Source organism: Streptomyces sp. NPDC002577 (assembly GCF_053594815.1).
Genome location: NZ_JBSFWK010000010.1, coordinates 48,841 through 68,426, shown reverse-complemented (window position 1 = coordinate 68,426; position 19,586 = coordinate 48,841). Strand labels below are relative to the sequence as shown.

Genomic DNA, 19,586 nt, shown 5'->3' with positions numbered 1-19,586 from the left:
AGCCCGCAGCTCCTGGCCGTCGAGGGTGTGCTGCCCGGCGGTCGCGTCCACAAGGTGACTGTCACGGCAGGGGCCGGGATCCTGTAGGGGAAACGCCCGCCACCGCCGCGGCCCGAACCGGGCCACTACGGCAGCAGCCGGCAGTACACCCCACCTCCACCAGGGAGAACGATGACCGAGACGCACAGGGATGCAGAGCCGGACCGCCGGTCGGCCCTCGAGGCAGAGCGGCAGCGCATGCGAGACCAGCACCTGCGGCCGAGCGGTCAACGGCCCGCCTCGTCCGCCCGGGGGCTGCACCACACCGCGCTGATCAGCAGCGACGTCGAGCGGACGATCCGTTTCTACCAGGACGTGCTGGAGTTTCCGCTGACGGAGCTGATCGAGAACCGCGACTACCCCGGCTCCTCGCACTTCTTCTTCGACATCGGCAACGGCAACCTGCTCGCCTTCTTCGACTTCCCCGGACTCGACGTGGGCCCGTACGCCGAGGTGCTGGGCGGCCTGCACCACGTGGCGATCTCCGTGGAGCCGGAACGCTGGCGCCACCTGGTCGGCAAGCTCGCCAAGGCCGGCGTCGACCATGCGGTGCACAGCGAGGTGTCGGTGTACTTCCGGGACCCCGATGGCGCCCGCATCGAACTCATCGCCGATCCGCTCGGCGAGATGTACGGCAACGAGGTGCTGTGACGACCGGTCCACAGCCGGCGTGACGCCGTGAGGGGCGCCCCGGAGAGCGCCTCTCACGGCGTCGGCACGCGGAACAGCTCAGGGCGAGCCTCCCGCGTCACGTCGCGAGTTCGGCTCCGCCCGCACCGAATCTGCTGGTGGCGGCTCCAGCCGGGCGTGCAGACGGTGCAGCGGGGCGGGCGCCCACCAGTTGGCCCGGCCCGCGAGCCGCATCACGGCCGGAACGAGGATGCCGCGTACCAGAGTGGCGTCCATGAGGACGGCGAGCGCGAGGCCCACGCCCAGCAGCTTCAGGACGGTGATCCCGGAAGTGGCCAGGGCGATCATGACGGCGGCGACGAGTGCGGCCGCCGCGCTGACCAGGCGTCCGGTGCGCTCCAGCCCCATGGCGACGGCGCGGGTGTTGTCCCCGGTCTCGGCATAGACCTCCTTGATCCGGGAGAGCAGAAAGACTTCGTAGTCCATGGACAGGCCGAAGGCGACGCAGAACATCAGCACGGGGATGGTGATGTCCACCATGCCGGTCACTGTGAAGTCGCCTACGAGCGCCTGCAGATGTCCCTCCTGGAAGACGTACACCATGGCGCCGAAGGTCGCCGTCAGGCTCAGCAGGTTGAGCAGGATCGCCTTGACCGGGATCAGCAGGCTGCCGGTGAACAGCAGGAGCAGCAGGAGGATCGTCCCGCCGATGATCAGCGATGCCTCGGGAATCCGTGAGGCGAGGGCGTCGCGGGTGTCGGCGAGCTGCGCGGCCTCCCCGCCGACCAGCACCTTCCCCGGGACCCCTTCGGCCGTCCGCACCCGCTGCACCAGCCTCATTCCAGCGGAGGAGTACGGCTCGACGGACGGCACCACCGACAGCCAGGCGGCACCGCGGGCGGCGTACCGGGTGGAGGCCGGTCCGGCGGCTGCGACTCGCTGTCCGTGCTGATAGGTGCCGGTGGAGGCGTCGACGCGGGTGACGTCGGGCAGGGCCGACAGGCGGGCGGCGTAGGAGTCGATCCGTTGTGCGGGCTCGGTGGCGTCGACGGACCGCAGTACGACGGACAGCGCCCCGGTTTCGCGGCTGCCGAACTCCTCCCGGAGCAGTTGTGCCGTGCGGTGCGCCGCCGCGTCCGCGGGCAGCACCCGGTCGTCGGCCAGGCCGAACGACGCCCGGCCGAAGGGCAGGCCGAGCGTGACGAGCACGGCGACCGCGCCGACGGCGGACAGGACCGGACGCCGCATGACCTGGGTGGCGAGGCGGTGCCAGAACCCGCTCTCCTCACTCCTGGGATGTGGGCCCGTGTGCCGATCACGCCCTGCCCTCCGTGGGAGCAGCCGCCGCAGCAGCGGCCGGATGTCGAGGGCATCGATGCGCGGGCCGAGCACAGCGAGAGCGGCGGGCAGCACCACGAGGGCGGACAGTGCCGCCAGCGCGACCACCGCCACACCGGCGTAGGCGAAGGAACGCAGGAAGTACAGCGGGAAGACCAGCAGGGCAGTGAGCGACAGCGCGACCGTCAGCGCCGAGAACAGCACGGTACGCCCGGCGGTCCGGACACTCTCGGCGACCGCCTCGGTGGTGCCGCTGCCACGGGCGACTTCCTCACGGTAGCGGGTGACGATGAACAGGCTGTAGTCGATGGCCAGTCCGAGCCCGAGCGCGGTGGTGATGTTGGTGGCGAAGACGGACACCGAGGTCAGGGTGGACAGCACTCGCAGGACGAGGAAGGTGCCGAGGACGGCCAGCAGTCCGACGAGCAGGGGCAGGGCCGCGGCCACCGCGCTGCCGAACACGAGCAGCAGGATGAGCAGTACGAGGGGGGCGGCGAAGGCCTCGGCTTGGACGAGGTCCTCCTCGCTGTGCTGCTGGACCTCGACGGCCACCTGTGCGGGCCCGGTGGCCGAGACCGTCAGGGTCCCCTGACGGCCCGTGAACCGCGGGACGAGGCGCTGGGCGGTCTTCCGTATCTCGTCCTCGCCGCCGCCCAGCCTGACGAGTACCAGCGCCGAGCGTCCGTCGCGGGCTCTCAGCGGCGTGGCGTCCGGTGTCGTCCAGTACGACCCGGCCGACAGCACTCCGGGCATCCGGGCCACCTGCCGGGTGAGGTCCCGGCCGGCGGCCGCCGCTGCCGGCTCGTCGACCGACCCGGGGGCGCTGGCGACGAGCACCAGGTTGGGGACACCGGCCCCGAAGCGGTCGGCGAGGAACTCCTCGGCCTTGGCGGACTGGGCTGCCGGGTCGGTGAAGCCGCCGCTGGACAGCCGGTCGGCGACGCCGTCGGCGAAGGGGACGGCGAGCACCGCCACGACGAGCGCGGCCAGCAGCACGGGGATGCGATGGCGGACCAGAACCCGGGCGAAGGCGGCAAGCCGGGAGCGGCGGGCCCGTTGGCCGGGGGGAGGTTCGGCGGTCGGGAGGTCGGTCAGGGGGGCGGTGATGGGGTCGGACATGACGGCTCTCTGGGCTCCTCACTCGGATTCCGCCACGGCGTGTGCGGGGGCGCCACCGCGTCGAGCGGCGGTGCCCCCGTGGTGTCTGCCTGTCCTTGCCTACGGGTTCACGCGGCCGGGAACGGGCCGGAAATCAGGCCGACTCGTTCGGTATCGGGGCGGGAAAGGCGGTGCCGCCCAGCCACACCGGAGTCACCTGGACGCTGCTGATGCGCCACTGCCCGTCCTCTCGGATGTAGGCGTTGTCGTACCAGCCTCCGACCGCCCACCAGTGGGTGGGATCGGCCTGATCGGGCAGGTGGACGGCGTGGAGGTACGAGCAGGAGGATGCCTCTTCATCGCGGACGGTGATCTGGTGGTTCGTGCTGATGTGGTGCGTGCGGTGGTAGCGGCCGAGGTCGTCGGCCACGAATGCGGCCAGGCCCGCGCGTCCGTGGTGTACGGCTCCGGGGAGTTCCAAGGTCCCCTTCTCGGCGAACAGGGCCGCGTAGCCGGTGAAGTCCTTCTCGTCGAGGCATCGGGCGAAGGAGAACAGCAGGTCGCTGATGGCCATGCGGTCGATCAGCAGCTGCACGTCCGTGTCGGGGGGCATCGTCGTGAGGCCTTTCGTGGAGGGTCAGACGCCAAGGAGCAATGCGGCGTAGAAGGTCAGGCCCGGTCCGAAAGCCATGGCCAGGCCGTACTGGCCGGCGGCCAGCGGTGTGCGGCGCTGCAGTTCCTCCATCACCAGGGGCAGGCTGGCGGAGGCGCAGTTGCCGTGCCGGCGCAGCACGTACCGGGAAGCAGCGACGTCGTCGGGGGTGAGGCCGAGGCTGCTCTCGACGGCGTCGATGATGCGCCGCCCGCCAGGGTGCACCGCCCACCAGTTCACGTCGGCGAGGCCGAGCGAGTGCCGCGCCAGGAGAGCGCTCACCGCGTCCGGCACCAGGCGTTCGAGGACTTCGGGCACCTGAGGCGACAGGCTCATCTGGAACCCGTGGTCGCCCACATTCCACAGCATGTAGTCCTCGTGCTCGGTGTCCGTATGGGCGACGATGTCCACGACCTGCAGGCCGCGGCCGCGCGCTGCCGCCGGGCCCGGCTGGATGACGGTGGCCGTGACCGCGTCGCCGAACAGCGCGTGTACCACGAGCTGGTCCCCCTCCCATGGCGGAGGCTGCAGGTGCAGTGACGACAGTTCCGCGTTCACCAGCACGGCGGGCCGCTGGTGGCTGCGTACGTAGTTGGAGCAGGCGGCCAGGGCCGGCAGCGCCGCGAAGCACCCCATGTGCCCCACGAGAAGCCGCTCCACGCCGGGTGAGATGCCCACGTCCCGGGCCACATGGGTGTCCAGGCCGGGCGCCGCGTAGCCCGTCGAGGACACCACGCACAGCAGTCCCACGTCGGCCGCGTCTATGCCGGTGCGGTCCAGGGCCGAGGCTACGGCGTCCTTGCCCAGCGGCAGTGCCTCCTCCAGGTAGCGGCGCATGCGCGCTGCCGTGGACCAGTGCGCTACATCCTCGAGCTGCGGGCTCACCGCCAGGTGGCGGCGCGAGATGCCGGAGTTCGCGGCGATCCGCTCCGCGACCCGAAGGTTCGAGTCACTGCCCCGCAGATGGTCGACGAGCTCTTCCTGGCGGTAGGCGACCGCCGGTAGGGCCACACCGAAACCGGTGATGACCGATGAGCCGTACGCCTGCATACGCATCCCCCTGTTCACTGAGAGAGGATGACGGACCGGTGCGATACACCAGCTGGTCTCCGCCACTCTCTGTGGTCAGTTGTAAGCGTATGGCTACCGTCCGACGGTGGTGCAGAGCGCGCAGGGTCGATCGGCATGCGCAGGAACCGGACGTGCGCCGGAGTCCGGGGGGCTGACTCCGGCGTGTGATCGGTGCAGGTCAGGGGTTGTGCGACCGGGAGGAAGCAGCCCTCTCCGCGCGCCGATGGGAGCGCCTCCGCCATCAACCGCAGGACGTACGCACCATCAGATACCGAGCCGGTTCATCCGGGGCCGGGGGGCTCACGCGTACGCGCGGGCCTGGGCGCTGTAGAGCTCGGCGTAGGCGCCACCCGCGGCGAGGAGTTCGGCGTGTGTGCCGTGCTCGATGACGCGGCCTTCGTCGATGACCGCGATGTGGTCGGTCATGTGGACGGTCGAGAAGCGGTGTGAGACCAGGACGGTGATCGCACCGCGCTCCCGGGCGGCTTCGCGGGCATGGGCGATGAACTGCTCGAACAGCTCGTGTTCGGCCGCCGGGTCGAGGGCGGAGGTGGGCTCGTCGAGCACGAGCAGAAGCGGGGAGGTCCGGAGCAGGCCGCGGGCGAGGGCGAGCTTCTGCCACTGGCCGTGGGACAGGTCGGCGCCCTCGAAGACGGTGCCGAGCTGGGAGTCGAGGCCGTGGGGGAGGCCGTCGACGAGGGGGCGCGCGCCTGCGCGCTCGACGGCCCCGGCCACCGCCTCGCGGTCGTCGATCCGCGGCAGGTAGCCGACGCCGACGCTCTCACGCGCGAGGAACTCCAGCTTGGCGAAGTCCTGCAGGGTGCCGGAGCAGCGGGCCGGCCAGGAGGCCGGTGCGAGGGAGCTCAGGGGTGTGCCGTCGACGCGGATCTCCCCCGCCGTCGGCTCGTACATCCCGGTGAGCAGCTTGACGAGGGTGGACTTTCCGGCGCCGTTGATGCCCACGAGGCCGAGGGTGGAGCCGGCGGGCAGATCGAGGTCGACGTCCTTCAGGATCGGGGTGTCTTCGGCCCCGGGGTAGGCGAAGGTGAGGCCGCGCAGTCGGATGCCCTGTTCCAGCCGTTCGGGCGCGGGGTGGCCGTCGGTGCGGGCGGCGGCCGTCCGGGCATAGGTGTGCAGCCAGAGGTAGTGGCGGGTGACGTGGCCGGCGTCGGCGACGCTGCCCAGGTTGAACAGCACGTTGGCGATCTGGTTGCTGAGGGCGATCGCGAGGGACAGCAGCAGGACGAGGTCGCCGAGCGAGACCCGGTCCCGGGCGTGCAGATGAAGGGCGTACGCGAGGGCGGCGATGACGGCGGCGACGAACACCAGCCAGCCCGCCGCCTCATACGCCACGGCTCGCGCGCGGGCGCGGACCAGGCGGCGGCTGGTGCCGTCCCACAGGACGCGGGCACGCCGGTCGAGGACGGGGCCCGAGCCGGCGATGCGCACTTCCTTGGCGGGCTCGGGCTTCAGGCACAGGGCATGCAATTCCCGTTCGAGGCGGTCGTGTTGGGTGCAGTCGTCCAGGACGGAGCGGTAGTAGGCGCGGCCACGGCCCGCCAGGACGACGGTGGGCAGGGCACAGGGCACGAGCAGCACGAGAGCGGGGTGGATTCCGGCCAGGAGCACCACGCTGAGGACGAGGCTGAGCAGCGAGGCGGCACCGAGCGCGGCCCGCCACACCGAGGCTGCCAAGGCCTGTGTGCCGCGGCGCAGCGCGGTGAGCCGGTCGAGGAACTCCGGCCGCTCCAGGTGCTCGACAGTGGAGATACGGGCGGTGAGGCCGAGCACTTCGTGGTCGAGCTCGCGGGCCACGCGCACGGTGAGGTCCTGGCGGACCTCGCCCTGCACATGGCTGAGTGCGAAGGACCCGGCGTGCGCGAGGACGCCGAGCAGCGCGGCGACGAGGACGGCGGTCATGGCGTGGCGGCCCGCCGCGTCGACGAGTTGCCGCTGCGCGAGGGCCGTGAGCGCGGTGCCGCCGGCGAGCAGCAGGATGAGCACGATGTTGACCACGGCCACGAGCGGGGCGGCGCGGAAGGACAGCGCCAGCATGTGGCGGGCCAGACGCAGGTTCTCGTAGCGGTGGACGAGGCGGCTGAGGCGGTCGGCGAGGCCTCTCATGCGGCGGTCTCCGGGGTCTGGTCGGTGGTAGCGGCAGCGGCTTCCTCGAAGCGGGCGGCCTGCAGGCGCCACAGACGTGCGTACGCACCGTCCGCGGCGAGGAGTTGCTCGTGGTTGCCGGACTCCGTGATGCGGCCGCCGTCGAGGACGACGATGCGGTCGGCGTCGCGGATGGTGGACAGGCGGTGCGAGATGAGCACCACGGACACGCCCCGCTCGCGGCATCCCGCGACGACTGTGCGGAAGAACTCCAGTTCCGCCTTGACGTCCATGTTGGCGGTGGGCTCGTCGAGGATGACGAGATCACGGCCGTGGGCGGTGGCGTGCAGGGTGCGGGCGACGGCGATCTTCTGCCACTGGCCTCCCGACAGGTCACGGCCGTCCTTGCCGGTGCGCCATAGGAGGGTGCCGGGGCCCTCGGGCAGGGAGTCGAGAAGATCCACGACGCCGGTCGGGCCGGCCGACTCGCGTATCAGGGAGTCCAGTTCGGGGTGGTCGACGGTCTCCGGCGCGCCGAGTGCGATGTTGTCCCGGGCGGTGGCCGGGTAGCGGACGAAGTCCTGGTAGACCGTGCCGAGGCGGCGCCGCCAGGCCTCGACGTCCAGCTCTACGACGTCCTGCCCGTCGGCGGTGACCCGCCCGGCGGTGGGCCGGTACAAGCCTGCGATGAGCTTGGTGAGGGTGGTCTTGCCGGCACCGTTGACGCCGACCACGGCGAGTACCTCCCCGGGCCGGATGACGAGGTCGAGGCCGTCGAGGACGGGACGCACGCCCGAGGCGTAGGTGAATGAAACGTTTTCCAGCCGTACTTCGGGGGCCTTGCCGGTGTTCGGCGGCGCGGCAGGGGCGGGCCGGCCGGCGGGGGTGATCGCCTCACCGCCGCCCTGCCGACCGCCGGAGCCGTCGTCGGCCCCGAATCGCCGCTCCAGGCGCTCGACGGCCGCGAGCGCCCCCTTTCCGTACTCGATGTCGAAGGTCTCCATGCCGGTCTGGGTGACGCTGAAGATCCCGAAGGCGGCTGTGAGACAGCCAGCGAGGGCGCCCGCGCCGAGGTCGCCTCGGGTCGCGGCGAGGCCGGGGACGAGGAAGGCCGCGGCGCCGCAGGCGACGGACAGGGCTGTGGTCAGGCCTTGCCGGCGCAGGATGCTGCGGCGCAGCGCCCAGTACGGCGAGCGCAGCTCCCAGTGGGCGTCGGCGCGTCGGCCGATCAGCCAGTCGGCGAGGCCGAAGAGGCGGATCTCCTTGGCGGCGCCGAGACCGGCCGCCAGCTCGTCGTAGTAGTCGATCCGGCGCTGGCCCCCGGCCAGTTGGTCGCCGACGGCGACGAGGTGGGTCCACTGGCGGCGCTGCGCGGAGCGGTTGAGCAGCGTGGCGGCCAGGAGCAGTACGGCGAGGAGGGGGAAGTGCGCGGCGAGGACGGCGGCGGAGGCCACCGCGCCGATCAGACGTGCGAGAACGACGACGGCGCTGAAGGCGGCGGTGCCCGCGGACCGCACCCACCAGCCCTCACCGATCTCGCTGGCGCGCTGGGCGTCGTCCTGGAAGGCCCCCTCCTCGAGGTGGCCGATGGTGCGGGGAGTGAGGGCGAGGGCGCGCAGGCGGGAGCGCAGGGCGCCGTCGATCGGGCGGGAGACCGCCACCTTCACGAGTTCGGTGAGCGACCAGACCAACTGCTGGACCAGGAGGGCGAGACCGAGCGCGGCCAGGTACGGCAGCAGCGCCACCACCTCGGCGCCCTCCGCCGCCCGGTCCACAATGCCGGCGGTGAGCAGGGCGAGCGCGGGCATCGCGAGAGCGGAGCCGAGGGTGAGGCCCGCCAGGCCGGACAGTGCACCGCTCCCGGCGTGACGCAGCAGAGCGAGCAGACGCAGTCGCTCCGCCAGCAAGGCCCGTAGCTCGCGGGGGTGGAGGGCGCCGAGGGTGAGACGGGGATCAGGGACGGGCGGCGCTGTCGGCATCTGCGGCGGCTCCAGGACGAGTTGGCGAGGTGGCAGGGGTGGTGAGGCGACCCGGCCCGTCACTCAACACGCGAACTTGAAACAATTCAATGCCTTTTGCAGAGGAGCTCGCTCCGCCCCGGTCCCGCCGCTCGTGTGAGAGGGGCGCGCCGACGAGCGCCCCTCAATACGGCTCAGCTCGCCGTACGGCGGATCCGTCCGGCGTACCGCTTCTCGAGCTCCAGGTTGCCCTCGAAGCCGCCGGGCACGTTGGCCGACACGTAGACCGGCGGGCGGTCGCCGGAGGCGAGGAGGAGCGAGGCCGCCTCGGCGACCGTCATCTGGACCAGCATCACGCCGGTGAGTGTGGACAGCGCGCAGACCGAGCCGCCGCCGGGGAGTTCGAGGAGGGCGTCGCCCCGTGGCGCCGCGTTGTCGAGGACGACGTCGGCGAGGTCGGCGAGCTTCTTGCCGCTCGGGTGGCCGGCGGGGACGGCCCGGGTGTGGGTCAGCGAGGTGATGGCGAGGAGGCGGTGGCCGTGTTCCTTGGTGTGCAGGGCCATCTCCACGATCACGTTGTTGACGCCGGAGTTGGAGATGACGACGAACAGGTCCTGAGGGTTCGGTGCGGCAAGGTCGTAGAGACGGGCGGCGACCCCGGACTCGCGCTCCAGGAGGGGGTCGTCGAGGACGCTCGGGTCGTCGCCGCCGTAGAGGACGAGGTCGGCCATGCTCAGCCGGTTGGTGGGCACCAGGCCCCCTGCCCGGCCGGCGAGTTCGAGGACCATGGCCTGGGAGTGGCCGGTGCCGAAGGCGTGGATGACGCCGTCCGATCGCACGCACTCCGCGATCAGTTCGGCGGCGCGTGTCACCTCGTCGCGGGCGGACTCGGTGATGCGGTGGAGGACGGCCAGGCTCTCGCGCGCGAAACCCTCGGCGCTCAGGGACTCTACGGACACGCGACACTCCCCACTGATCAAGCGATGATGGATTGAACCACCATCTACGACTTCATCGATGAATCAATAAATCACATACGCCGCGCGGCGAGCAATGCGCTCCACCGCTGCCGCCTCGGTCCAGGTATTCAATCCGCACACTGAACGGTGGCTGATACCTTCTTCATATGCCCCCGACGGACGTCACCACTCTGATCCGCACCGAACTCCCCCGCCTGGCAGGCTCCCTGCGAAAGGTGGGCGAGCTGATCCTCGAGGATCCAGCCGCCGTCACCCACTGCTCGGCCGCCGAACTGGGCCGCCGCACCGGCACCTCCCAGGCCACGGTGACCCGCTTCTGCCGCGCCATAGGACTCGACTCCTATCAGCACCTGCTGATCGAGCTGGCCCAGGAGCGCGGCCGCGGTGAGGTCTCCGACTGGGGCACCGCCGAGATCGGCCCCGACATCTCCCCCGACGACAGCCTCGAACGGGTCGTCCAGGTCGTCGGCAGCGCGGACCTGCGCGCGGTCCAGCAGACCATCGACCGGATCGACCTCGACGCCGTCGAACGCGCTGCCCAGGCCGTCGCCCGCGCCCGGCGCATCGACGTGTACGGCGTCGGCGGCAGTGGCGCGGTTGCCCAGGAGACGGAGACCCGGCTCTTCCGCATCGGCTGCGCGGTCCGCGGCTGGACCGAGGTGCACGCCGCCGCGACCTCCGCGGCCCTGCTCACCCCGGCCGACGTCGCCATCGGCATCTCCCACTCCGGGGCGACCCGCGAGACACTCGAACCGTTCGAGATGGCCAAGGAGCGCGGCGCCACCACCATCGCCCTCACCACCGACCCGCGCTCGCCGCTCTCCAGGGCCGCAGACATCCGGCTCATCTCGTCGTCCTCGGAGACCAGCTTCCGCGCCGAAAGCATCAGCAGTCGGCACTCCGTCCTGATGCTCGTCGACTGCCTGTACGTCCGGGTCGCCCAGCTCACCTACCAGCGCGCGAGCGCCTCGCTGGCGCTGACAGACCACATCGCTGGGCAGCACGCGGTGAAGTCCCGCCGCAGTCGCTGAGCTCCGCACACGATTCCCGCGCAAGCAAGCCGCCTCCCGCGCGCAAGCCGCCCCCGGCTCCCGGCCAGGGCGGCTTTTCGCATGCGCCTCGCGCCTGCCGTAACGAGCGCGTCGTACACATCGGCAACAAGCCCGGCACGGCCAAAAATGCATGATTGAACCACCAACGAAACATCCAGATGGTTGTTTGAACCATCCCTGTGGTGCCACGATGGGGCCCCGCCGAGCCCCTCGTAGGAGACCCATGCGCGTCACCTCTGTCGAGTCGACCGAGCTCTTCGCCGGTACCGAGGAGCAGCCGCACCAGGTGGTGGTCGCCGAGATCAGCCATGTCCCCGGCCGGACGGTCCGCCTCACCGTCGAGGGCCCGGGCGTCCGCGGCGTCGGGGACGTCCTCGCCGCCGCAGGCGACGACGGCACGGTACGCGCCGAGATACCCGTGACCGGCGACCTCGCCCCCGGCGACATCACCCACGTCACCGTCACCGCCCAGGACGTCGAGGACCCGGCCCACGTGGCCCGGCAGACCGCCGCGTTCACGGCGGCCGAGCCGGGCTGGACCATGTTCATGGTCAGCCACTTCCACTACGACCCCGTGTGGTGGAACACCCAGGCCGCGTACACCGAGACCTGGGACGTCGCCGACGACCCGGCCGCCACCGGGCTGCCCGCCCGCACCTTCGACTCGCGCGGCCAGTCCGGCATGAGCCTGGTGCGCGCCCACTGCGACCTGGCGCGCCGCGACCCGGCGTACACCTTCGTGCTCGCGGAGGTCGACTACCTCAAGCCGTACTGGGACGCCTTCCCGGAGGAGCGCGCCTTTCTGCGGGAGCTGATCCGCACCGGCCGCGTCGAGATCATGGGCGGCACCTACAACGAGCCCAACACCAACCTCACCGGCGCCGAGGCCACAGTGCGCAACGCCCTGTACGGCGATGGTTTCCAGCGCGGAATCATGGGGGCGAAGCCCGAAACCGCCTGGCAGCTGGACGCCTTCGGGCACGATCCGCAGTTCCCGGGGCTGATGGCGGACGCGGGAGTCACCTCCAGTTCGTGGGCGCGCGGGCCGTTCCACCAGTGGGGGCCGACGCTCTCCGTGTTCGGTGAGGAGCCGAGGGACCCCAAGCGGATGCAGTTCCCGGCCGAGTTCAGCTGGATCGCGCCCTCGGGGCGCGGGCTGCTGACCGCGTACATGGTCAACCACTACGGCGCCGGCTGGGCAATCGACAACGCGCCGACCCTGCCGGAGGCGGAGGCGGCCGCGTTCAAGCTGTTCAAGGGCCTGAAACAGGTCGCGCTCACCCGCAACGTGCTCCTCCCCGTCGGCGGCGACTACGCCCCGCCGTGCCGCTGGGTGATGGCCATCCACCGCGACTGGAACGCGCGTTATGTGTGGCCGCGGTTCATCAGCGCGGTGCCCAGGGACTTCTTCGCCGCCGTGCGCACGCAGTTGGCGGCCGAGGGGCGTAAGGCGTCGCCGCAGACGCGGGACATGAACCCGGTCTACACCGGCAAGGACGTCTCCTACATCGACACCAAGCAGGCCCAGCGGTACGGCGAGACGCTGCTCGCCGACGCCGAGGCGTGGGCGACGCTGGCCTCGCTGGTCACCGGGCATCCGTATCCGGACGCGGCGCTCGACAAGGCCTGGCGGCAGCTGATCTACGGAGCCCACCACGACGCCATCACCGGCTCCGAGTCCGACCAGGTCTACATCGACCTGCTCACCGGCTGGCGCGAGCTGTACGACCTCGCCGAGGCCGTACACGCCGACGCGACCCAGGCCCTCACCGACCGCGTGACCCCGCTGCCCGGCGGAGGGCTCGACCTCATCGTCTTCAACTCCGTCACCTGCGACCGCCGGGACGTGCTCACCGTCGCCGATCCCGGCGGTCTCGTCCCGCTCGACGACAGCACCGGCCTCCCGCTGCCCGCCGTGCGCGAGAACGGCGAACTCCATGTCGTTGCGACGGACGTGCCCGGTATGGGGCTCAAGGCGTTCCCGGTCGCGGAGGGCACCGTCCCCGAGTGGACGCCCGGCGACGGCACCACCATCCGCAACGAGTTCTACGAAGTGACGGTCGACCCGGCGCGCGGCGGCGCGGTGAGCGGTCTGCGTGCGCTCACGGAAGGCGGCCGGGAGCTGCTGCGCCCCGGCGACATCGGCAACGAACTCGTCGTACAGGAGGAGTACCCGAGGCACCCCCGCTTCGGCGAGGGCCCCTGGCACCTCACCCCGACCGGCACCACCGCCGCCCGCAGCCGCGACGTGACCGCCGACGTGCGGGTCGAGCAGTCCCCCGCGGGATCCCGCATCACCGTCAGCGCCGACCTCGGCCTCTTCCGCTACACGCAGCGGCTGACCCTGTGGACGGGCGTCGACCGCCTCGACGTGTCCACCACCATCGACGGGTACGACGGCGCCGACCGGCTCATCCGGGTGCGCTGGCCGTCGGACGTGCGGGGCGGGCTGCCGGTGCACGAGGTGGCCGACGCGGTGATCGGACGCGGATTCGGGTTCGTGGAGGTGGACAGCGAGCGGTTCCCGTGGACGCTGGACAACCCGGCCAACACGTGGTTCGGGCTGGGATCCACCGCGCGGGTCGAGGTCCACGACGCCTCCGGCGTGCTCCTCGGTCACCGGTCGATCGGCGTCGCCGAGCTCGTGTTCGCCTCCTGGGACGACGCCGGTGGACTCGGCACCCCGCTCGCGGCGGCCCTCGTCCGCGCGGGCGTCACCTCGACCTCGACCGTCGCCGGCGGCCCCCGCTACGGCGACCTCGAAGTCGACTCCAACCTCCCCGACATCCGTATCGCCGTCGGCACCCCCGACCGCAACTCCCTGGTCGCCGAGGCGCTCGGCTGGGACCCGGCCGCCGGGCGCGAGCTGCGCCGGCAGCTGGCCGAGTCCGGCGTGGCGGCCGTCTGGGTCGCGCCGCGAGCGGGACTGCGCGAGGAGTGGGTGCCCGGGGCCGACCTGCGCGACCTCGAACGGCTGCCGCTGCTCGTGGTGGCGGGCGCCCGCCCCGAGGACGACGCGAAGGCCGTCGACGCACTCGTCGCCGGCCTCGACGAGACGGCGACCCTGCAGGCCACGGCGGCGGGCCGCGGCGAGGCCCTGCCGCCGGGCGACGCCTGGGACGGGCGCAGCTTCGCCGTCCTCAACCGCGGTACGCCCGGCTGCGTGGTCACCGCCTCCGGCGACCTCTATATGTCGCTGATGCGCTCCTGCACCGGCTGGCCGTCCGGCATCTGGGTCGACCCGCCGCGCCGTACGGCCCCCGACGGGTCGGCGTTCCAGCTCCAGCGCTGGTCCCACACGTTCGAGTACGCCGTCGTGGCGGGCGCGGGCGACTGGCGGGCGCTGCGGCTGCCGCAGGCCGGACACGCGTTCAACCACCCGCTCACCGCGCGGCTCAGGCAGTCGTCGGAGGACCGGGACGCCGTGCTGCCACGGGACGCCACCGTCCTGCCGAGGAAGGCGACCCTGCTGGCACTCGAGCCCCCGGGCGAGGTCCTGCTCGACGCGCTCAAGCCGGCCGGCTCCCCGCTCGCCCGGGGCAGCGTGGCACCGGCGGATCCCGGCCGCGGAGTCGTCGTACGGATGCACGAGGTGCACGGACGGCCGGTGCACGCGCGCGTGCACGCACCGCGGGACTGGACGGAGGGCACCCGCGCCGACGTACTGGAAACACCCGGGGAGCCCCTGACCCCCGATGAGAAGGGGGGCCTCGGCGTACCCCTGACCGGCTTCGAGGTGGCCACCGTCCTGGCCGCACCCGACGCCACGCCGACCGCACCCGGTCCCGGCATCGCCGCCCACGAGCCCGCGCAGCCCGTGCACACCCGCTACTGGCTGCACAACTCCGGCCCCGCCCCGCGCGGCAACATGCCCATCGCGGTGTATGTCTCGCCCACCGCGCTCACCGCCTCCGGCCCCGTCACCGCGACCGTCCGGGTCAGCTCGGAGCTCACCGACGCCCCGGTGTCGGGCAGCGTGACCGTCCAGGTGCCGCCGGGCTGGTCCGCCGAGCCCGCCGTACTTCCGTACGCGCTGGGCCCCGGCGGATTCACGCTCGCCGAGGTCACCGTGGTGCCGCCGCCCGACCCCGTCGCCGGCCGCCACTGGCTCTCGGCTCGGCTGCCGTACGGCGGTCAGGTGTACGAGGATGTCGTCGCCCTGGACGTGCCGGGTGCCGTACCCGAGGGTGAGCCGGACGGGCGCACCGGACCGACGCTGGTGTCCCGGCTGGGAGTTCAGCGGGTCACCGTGCACAGGGGCGAGCGGGTGCGGGTTCCGGTGACCGTGCACAACACCACGCGCGGGCCGGTCGCCGGGACGCTGTGGGCCGTGTCGTCCTGGGGCACCTGGCCGGGAGTCGGGCCGGGCTGCCAGGGCTTCACGGTGGGCGCCGGGGAGCAGCTGGAGTGCGGGATCGAGGTGGACGGCGCGGCGGTGCCGCCCGGGTCGTACTGGCTGATGGCGAAGGTCGCCTGGCACGGCTGCGTCGCCTACACGGAGGCCGTCGCTCTGGAGGTGACGCCGTGACGGACCACGCGACTGGGGTGCACGCGCACATGGCTGTGCTCCACGCGGCTGTAGTGGACGGTAAAGCGGTCGGGAAGGACCGCGTGGACGCCCTCCTGGAGGCCGTCCCACCCCGCGACCGCGAAACCCGGCCCGATTCCCTCGCACGCGCCGAGCGGCAGCGGCGGCGGTGGGCGACGCAGGTGGTGGTCACCGATGAACTCGCCCGCCGGGCCTGCGCGGACCGGGGACTGAAGCCCCCGGAGGAGGTGTCGCCGTCCCGGCTGCTCGCCGTGGACGGGACCGACGTCGCCGACCTCGGCAGCATCGTCGCGGTGGCGCTCGCCCACTCACCGGCCGCGCGCCTCCTCCTCGCCGGGCTGGAGGCCGAGCAGAACGTCCCCGATCAGGCGGTACGGGACTACTACGACCGCAACCCGGACCGCTTCCTCACCCCGGAGGCGCTGCGGCGCGGCGTCGACCCCTTCGGCGGGGCGGCACCGGAGGACTTCGTGCCGTACGAGCGGGTCCGCGAGGGCATCGCAGACGAGTTGCGGCGGGCGGCGGGCCGGCGGGCCTTCTTCGACTGGCTCGACGGGGCCCGTGCCGACGTGGTGTACGCCGTCGGTCACGAGCACCCCGGCGACCCCTCACACCCGGACCACGAGCACCGGCACTGATCCCGTGCGCCCGCGCGTGACGCCCGTACGGGACTCACGTCCGGAACCGAAAAGCAACACGGCAACCCATTGACCTCCGATGAGTTCTGGTCCACCTTTTCATCAATCGAAGTCCAAGTTGGTGATTTGAACCAGCATCCGATCGAGCATCCGATCCACCATCCGATCCAGCACCGACTGGTCGCAGGAGGGGCAGCTATGCGCGCAAGAAGACTGACCGGATCACTGACCTGTCTCGTCGTCCTGTCGTTGACCACCGCGGGCTGCGGCCTGTCGGGCGGCTCCGACGACTCCGGCGGCGGGGACGCCACCGTGGGCAACTGCAAGGTCGACAAGGGCAACGTCGGGTCCGGCAAGCTCTCCGGCGACATCAAGGGCAAGATCACCTTCCAGACCACCAACCTGAAGAAAGACTTCGGCGGGTTCTTCAACGGAGTGATCAAGGACTTCGAGAAGGCCCACCCCGGCACCTCGGTCAAGTGGATCGACGACCCCGGCGACAACACCTTCACGCAGCGGACCGTCGCCGACGCCCAGGCCTGCACGATGCCCGACGTCATCAACATCAACGCCGTCACCGCCAAGTCCCTCACCAAGGCCGGATACCTGCTCGACCTCGACAAGAAGGACCCCGACGCCGGCAAGCCCTTCGCCCCGGCGTTCTGGAAGTCCAGCACCATGACGGACGCCTCGGGTGCCACGGTGCACTCCGTACTGCCCTGGTACACCGGCGGCATCATGCTCAGCTACAACACCGACCTGCTGAAGAAGGCCGGGGTCGACCCGGCGAAGCCGCCGACGACCCTCTTCGGCCTGTTCGCCGACTACGAGAAGGTCGCGAAGGCGGGGAAGGGCAAGTTCTATGCGACGGTGGCCAACCCGATCTGGCGGATACCGGCCGACTGGCAGCAGATGGACATCAAGGTGTACTCGTCCGACGGCAAGTCGTACACCTTCGCCGACGACCCGAAGACCATCGAGTGGGTCGCCTGGATGAAGAAGCTCTACCAGTCGGGCGCGATGCCGAAGGACTCGCTGTCCTCGAACAACGACGCCTCGACGCCATACACCCAGGGCAAGATCGCCTACGGCTCGACGAACCCGAGCTATGTGCGCTTCGTGAAGCAGAACAGCCCGTCGATCTACGCCAAGACCGGTGTCGGCCAGTATCCCTTCGACGCCCTCGGCCACACCTCCGGCGCCCCGCAGTACATCGCGGCCGCCTCGACCAGCAAGAATGCACCCACCGCGCTGGCGTTCGCGAAGTTCCTGACCAACGCGGAGAACCAGCTGGCCTGGTGCAAGGACCCCAACGTGGTGATCTTCCCGACGACTGCGGCCTCGCTGGACGACCCGTTCTTCCAGAACCCGACCGGTGACGACCCGTTCGGGCAGGCCCGCAAGCTGGTCGCCGAGCAGCTCAAGACGGCCACCGCCTACGAGGTCACCCTCTCGCCGGCCGTGCAGAACGCCATCGTGGCCCAGGTGCAGCTGGCCATGCAGGGCAAGAAGAGCCCGGAACAGGCGGTGAAGGACGCCGAGGCCAAGGCGAACGAGCTGCTGAAGCAGGGCAGCTGACCGTGGCGACGCAGACCGCGAAGCCGGTGCCCGTGTCCGGTACGGCGAAGAACACCGCCGTACCGGGCACGGGCCCTGGCCCCTTCCAGCGGCTGGGCCGGGCGTTGCGGCTCGGTCCCTCGGCGGGCGCCAACGGCGCGGCGCTGTACCGCCGTTGGTGGCTGCCCTGGTTGTGGACCGCCCCCGCGGTCCTCTGCGCGGTGGTCTTCGGTGTGTACCCCTTCTTCAACACCGTGCTGCTGTCGTTCACCGACGCCAAGCCGCTGGGCGGCGCGGCCGGCTTCGTCGGGCTCTCCAACTACACCCGGATGCTGGACGACTCCGACTTCTGGCTGGCGACCCGCAACAGCCTGCTGTACGCGCTGATCGTGGTGCCGCTGATGGTGCTGCTGCCGCTGATACTCGCCGTGCTGGTGGAGAAGAAGCTGCCCGGCATCGGGTTCTTCCGGTCCGCCTTCTATACGCCGGTACTCGCCTCGAGCGTGGTCGTGGGCCTGAGCTGGCAGTGGCTGCTGACCGACGACGGCCTGGTCAACACCTGGCTGATGAAGGCCCATCTCATCAAAGAGGCCATCCCGTTCCTGTCCGACTCCTGGCTGATCCTGCTGTCCGCGATGGGTCTGACGCTGTGGAAGGGCCTCGGCTGGTACATGGTCTTCTACCTCGCCGCGCTCGGAAACGTGCCCCAGGAGCTGCACGAGGCGGCGGCCATGGACGGCGCGGGCGCCATCCGCCGCTTCTGGTACATCACCGTGCCCGGGGTGCGGCAGGCCATGATGCTGGTCGGCACGCTCACCGGCATCGGCTCGCTGCGGGTGTTCACCGAGATCTACATGCTCGGCGGCCCGACCGGCGGCCCCGGCGGCGCCGACCGCACTCTGCCCTTCTACATCCGTGACGTGGGCCTGGACCCCCTGAGCGGCAACGCGGGATACGGATCGGCGGTCAGCGTGGCGCTGTTCGCGATGACTCTGGGACTGACCCTGCTGGCACAGCGCCTGACGAAGGAGGACGAGTCGTGACGTCTCTTGACACCGTCCGGGGCCGGGCGCGCCCGCGCTGGCGGGACTACGGCCGTCCACGCGAACTGGTGGTCCGGTACCTGCTGTTGCTGTTCGTGCTGGTGATCACCGTCGGGCCGCTGCTGTGGCAGCTCCTGGCCTCGCTGAAGGGCACCAGCGAGGACGTCTTCGGCGCGGGCGCCTCACTGCTGCCTCAGCATCCGACGCTGCGGGCGTATCGCGAGGTCTTCTCGCAGGTGCCGGTGGCCACGTACATCCGGAACAGCCTGATCGTGGTGGTGCTGTCCCTCGTCAGCCAGCTGCTGTTCTCCACGACGGCGGGCTACATGCTCTCCAAGCCGGGCTGGAAGGGCCGCCGGCTGGTGTGGGTGCTGCTGGCCGCCTCGATGATGTTCCCGTTCGAGTCGATCATGGTGTCGCTGTTCCTGAGCATCCGTGACATGGGCCTGGTCGACAACGTCGTCGGCGTGTGGCTGCCCGGGTTCGTCGGCGCGATCAACGTCTTGCTGATGCGCGGCGCGTTCCTCGCCGTGCCGCGCGAGATCGAGGACTCCGCGATGATCGACGGTGCGAACGAGTGGCAGCGCTTCCGCCATCTGTACCTGCCGTCGGCGTACGGGGCCATCTCGGTGGTCGCCATCAACACCTTCATCAGTGCCTGGGACGACTTCTTGTGGCCCCTGATCGTGCTGCGTTCGGAGAGCCACTTCACGCTGACGCTGGGTCTGTCCCGGCTGCAGAGCTCGTCCTTCGGATACGACCAGCGGGTGGTGATGGCCGGGGCGGTGATCTCCGTCGTCCCCGTGCTGGTGCTGTTCGTCATCACGCAGCGGTGGTTCTACAAGGGTGTGTCGGCGGGGGCCGTGAAGCTCTGAGCC

At 71.1% G+C, this 19,586-nt stretch carries 13 protein-coding genes; 7 read left to right on the top strand and 6 right to left on the bottom strand.

The window, feature by feature from the left end; genetic code table 11:
- The first annotated feature begins 171 nt into the window (after nt 1-171).
- On the top strand, nt 172-690 hold the full coding sequence (locus ACWD4J_RS16370; RefSeq protein ID WP_451396041.1) for a VOC family protein: 519 nt from the start codon (nt 172-174) through the stop codon (nt 688-690).
- Nucleotides 691-768: 78 nt separating this feature from the next.
- Here the strand turns inward: ACWD4J_RS16370 and ACWD4J_RS16365 are convergent, their stop codons facing one another.
- The 6 genes from ACWD4J_RS16365 to ACWD4J_RS16340 form a co-directional block, all read right to left on the bottom strand.
- Nucleotides 769-3,126 (bottom strand): MMPL family transporter, encoded by a 2,358-nt coding sequence (locus tag ACWD4J_RS16365; protein WP_451396040.1) that lies wholly within the window; start codon nt 3,124-3,126, stop codon nt 769-771.
- 133 nt (nt 3,127-3,259) lie between these two features.
- Nucleotides 3,260-3,718 (bottom strand): nuclear transport factor 2 family protein, encoded by a 459-nt coding sequence (locus ACWD4J_RS16360; protein ID WP_451396039.1) that lies wholly within the window; start codon nt 3,716-3,718, stop codon nt 3,260-3,262.
- Nucleotides 3,719-3,742: 24 nt separating this feature from the next.
- The gene (locus tag ACWD4J_RS16355; RefSeq protein ID WP_451396038.1) at nt 3,743-4,825 is read right to left on the bottom strand and encodes a type III polyketide synthase; all 1,083 of its coding nucleotides are present in this window, start codon (nt 4,823-4,825) and stop codon (nt 3,743-3,745) included.
- 303 nt (nt 4,826-5,128) lie between these two features.
- Entirely contained in the window at nt 5,129-6,952 is a 1,824-nt protein-coding gene (locus ACWD4J_RS16350; protein WP_451396037.1) for an ATP-binding cassette domain-containing protein, read from the bottom strand.
- A complete protein-coding gene (locus ACWD4J_RS16345; protein WP_451396036.1) occupies nt 6,949-8,910 on the bottom strand; it encodes an ABC transporter ATP-binding protein in 1,962 nt (653 codons plus the stop codon). The genes ACWD4J_RS16350 and ACWD4J_RS16345 overlap by 4 nt, the downstream gene beginning before the upstream one ends.
- Before the next feature lie 173 nt (nt 8,911-9,083).
- Nucleotides 9,084-9,848, bottom strand: coding sequence for a sugar isomerase domain-containing protein (locus tag ACWD4J_RS16340; protein ID WP_451396035.1), 765 nt, complete (start codon nt 9,846-9,848; stop codon nt 9,084-9,086).
- A gap of 167 nt (nt 9,849-10,015) precedes the next feature.
- Between ACWD4J_RS16340 and ACWD4J_RS16335 the strand changes: the two genes are divergently transcribed.
- The 6 genes from ACWD4J_RS16335 (at nt 10,016) to ACWD4J_RS16310 (ending at nt 19,583) form a co-directional block, all read left to right on the top strand.
- On the top strand, nt 10,016-10,900 hold the full coding sequence (locus tag ACWD4J_RS16335) for a MurR/RpiR family transcriptional regulator (RefSeq protein ID WP_451396034.1): 885 nt from the start codon (nt 10,016-10,018) through the stop codon (nt 10,898-10,900).
- A 244-nt stretch (nt 10,901-11,144) separates the two neighbouring features.
- Nucleotides 11,145-15,449, top strand: a complete 4,305-nt coding sequence (locus ACWD4J_RS16330; RefSeq protein ID WP_451396033.1) for a glycoside hydrolase family 38 N-terminal domain-containing protein — start codon at nt 11,145-11,147, stop codon at nt 15,447-15,449.
- Between the two features lie 29 nt (nt 15,450-15,478).
- On the top strand, nt 15,479-16,108 hold the full coding sequence (locus ACWD4J_RS16325) for a peptidyl-prolyl cis-trans isomerase (RefSeq protein ID WP_451396187.1): 630 nt from the start codon (nt 15,479-15,481) through the stop codon (nt 16,106-16,108).
- Nucleotides 16,109-16,306: 198 nt separating this feature from the next.
- Nucleotides 16,307-17,686, top strand: a complete 1,380-nt coding sequence (locus ACWD4J_RS16320) for an extracellular solute-binding protein (protein WP_451396032.1) — start codon at nt 16,307-16,309, stop codon at nt 17,684-17,686.
- A 2-nt stretch (nt 17,687-17,688) separates the two neighbouring features.
- On the top strand, nt 17,689-18,708 hold the full coding sequence (locus ACWD4J_RS16315) for a carbohydrate ABC transporter permease (protein WP_451396031.1): 1,020 nt from the start codon (nt 17,689-17,691) through the stop codon (nt 18,706-18,708).
- Entirely contained in the window at nt 18,705-19,583 is an 879-nt protein-coding gene (locus tag ACWD4J_RS16310) for a carbohydrate ABC transporter permease (protein ID WP_451396030.1), read from the top strand. Before ACWD4J_RS16315 ends, ACWD4J_RS16310 begins: the two co-directional genes overlap by 4 nt.
- The last annotated feature ends 3 nt before the right edge of the window (nt 19,584-19,586 follow it).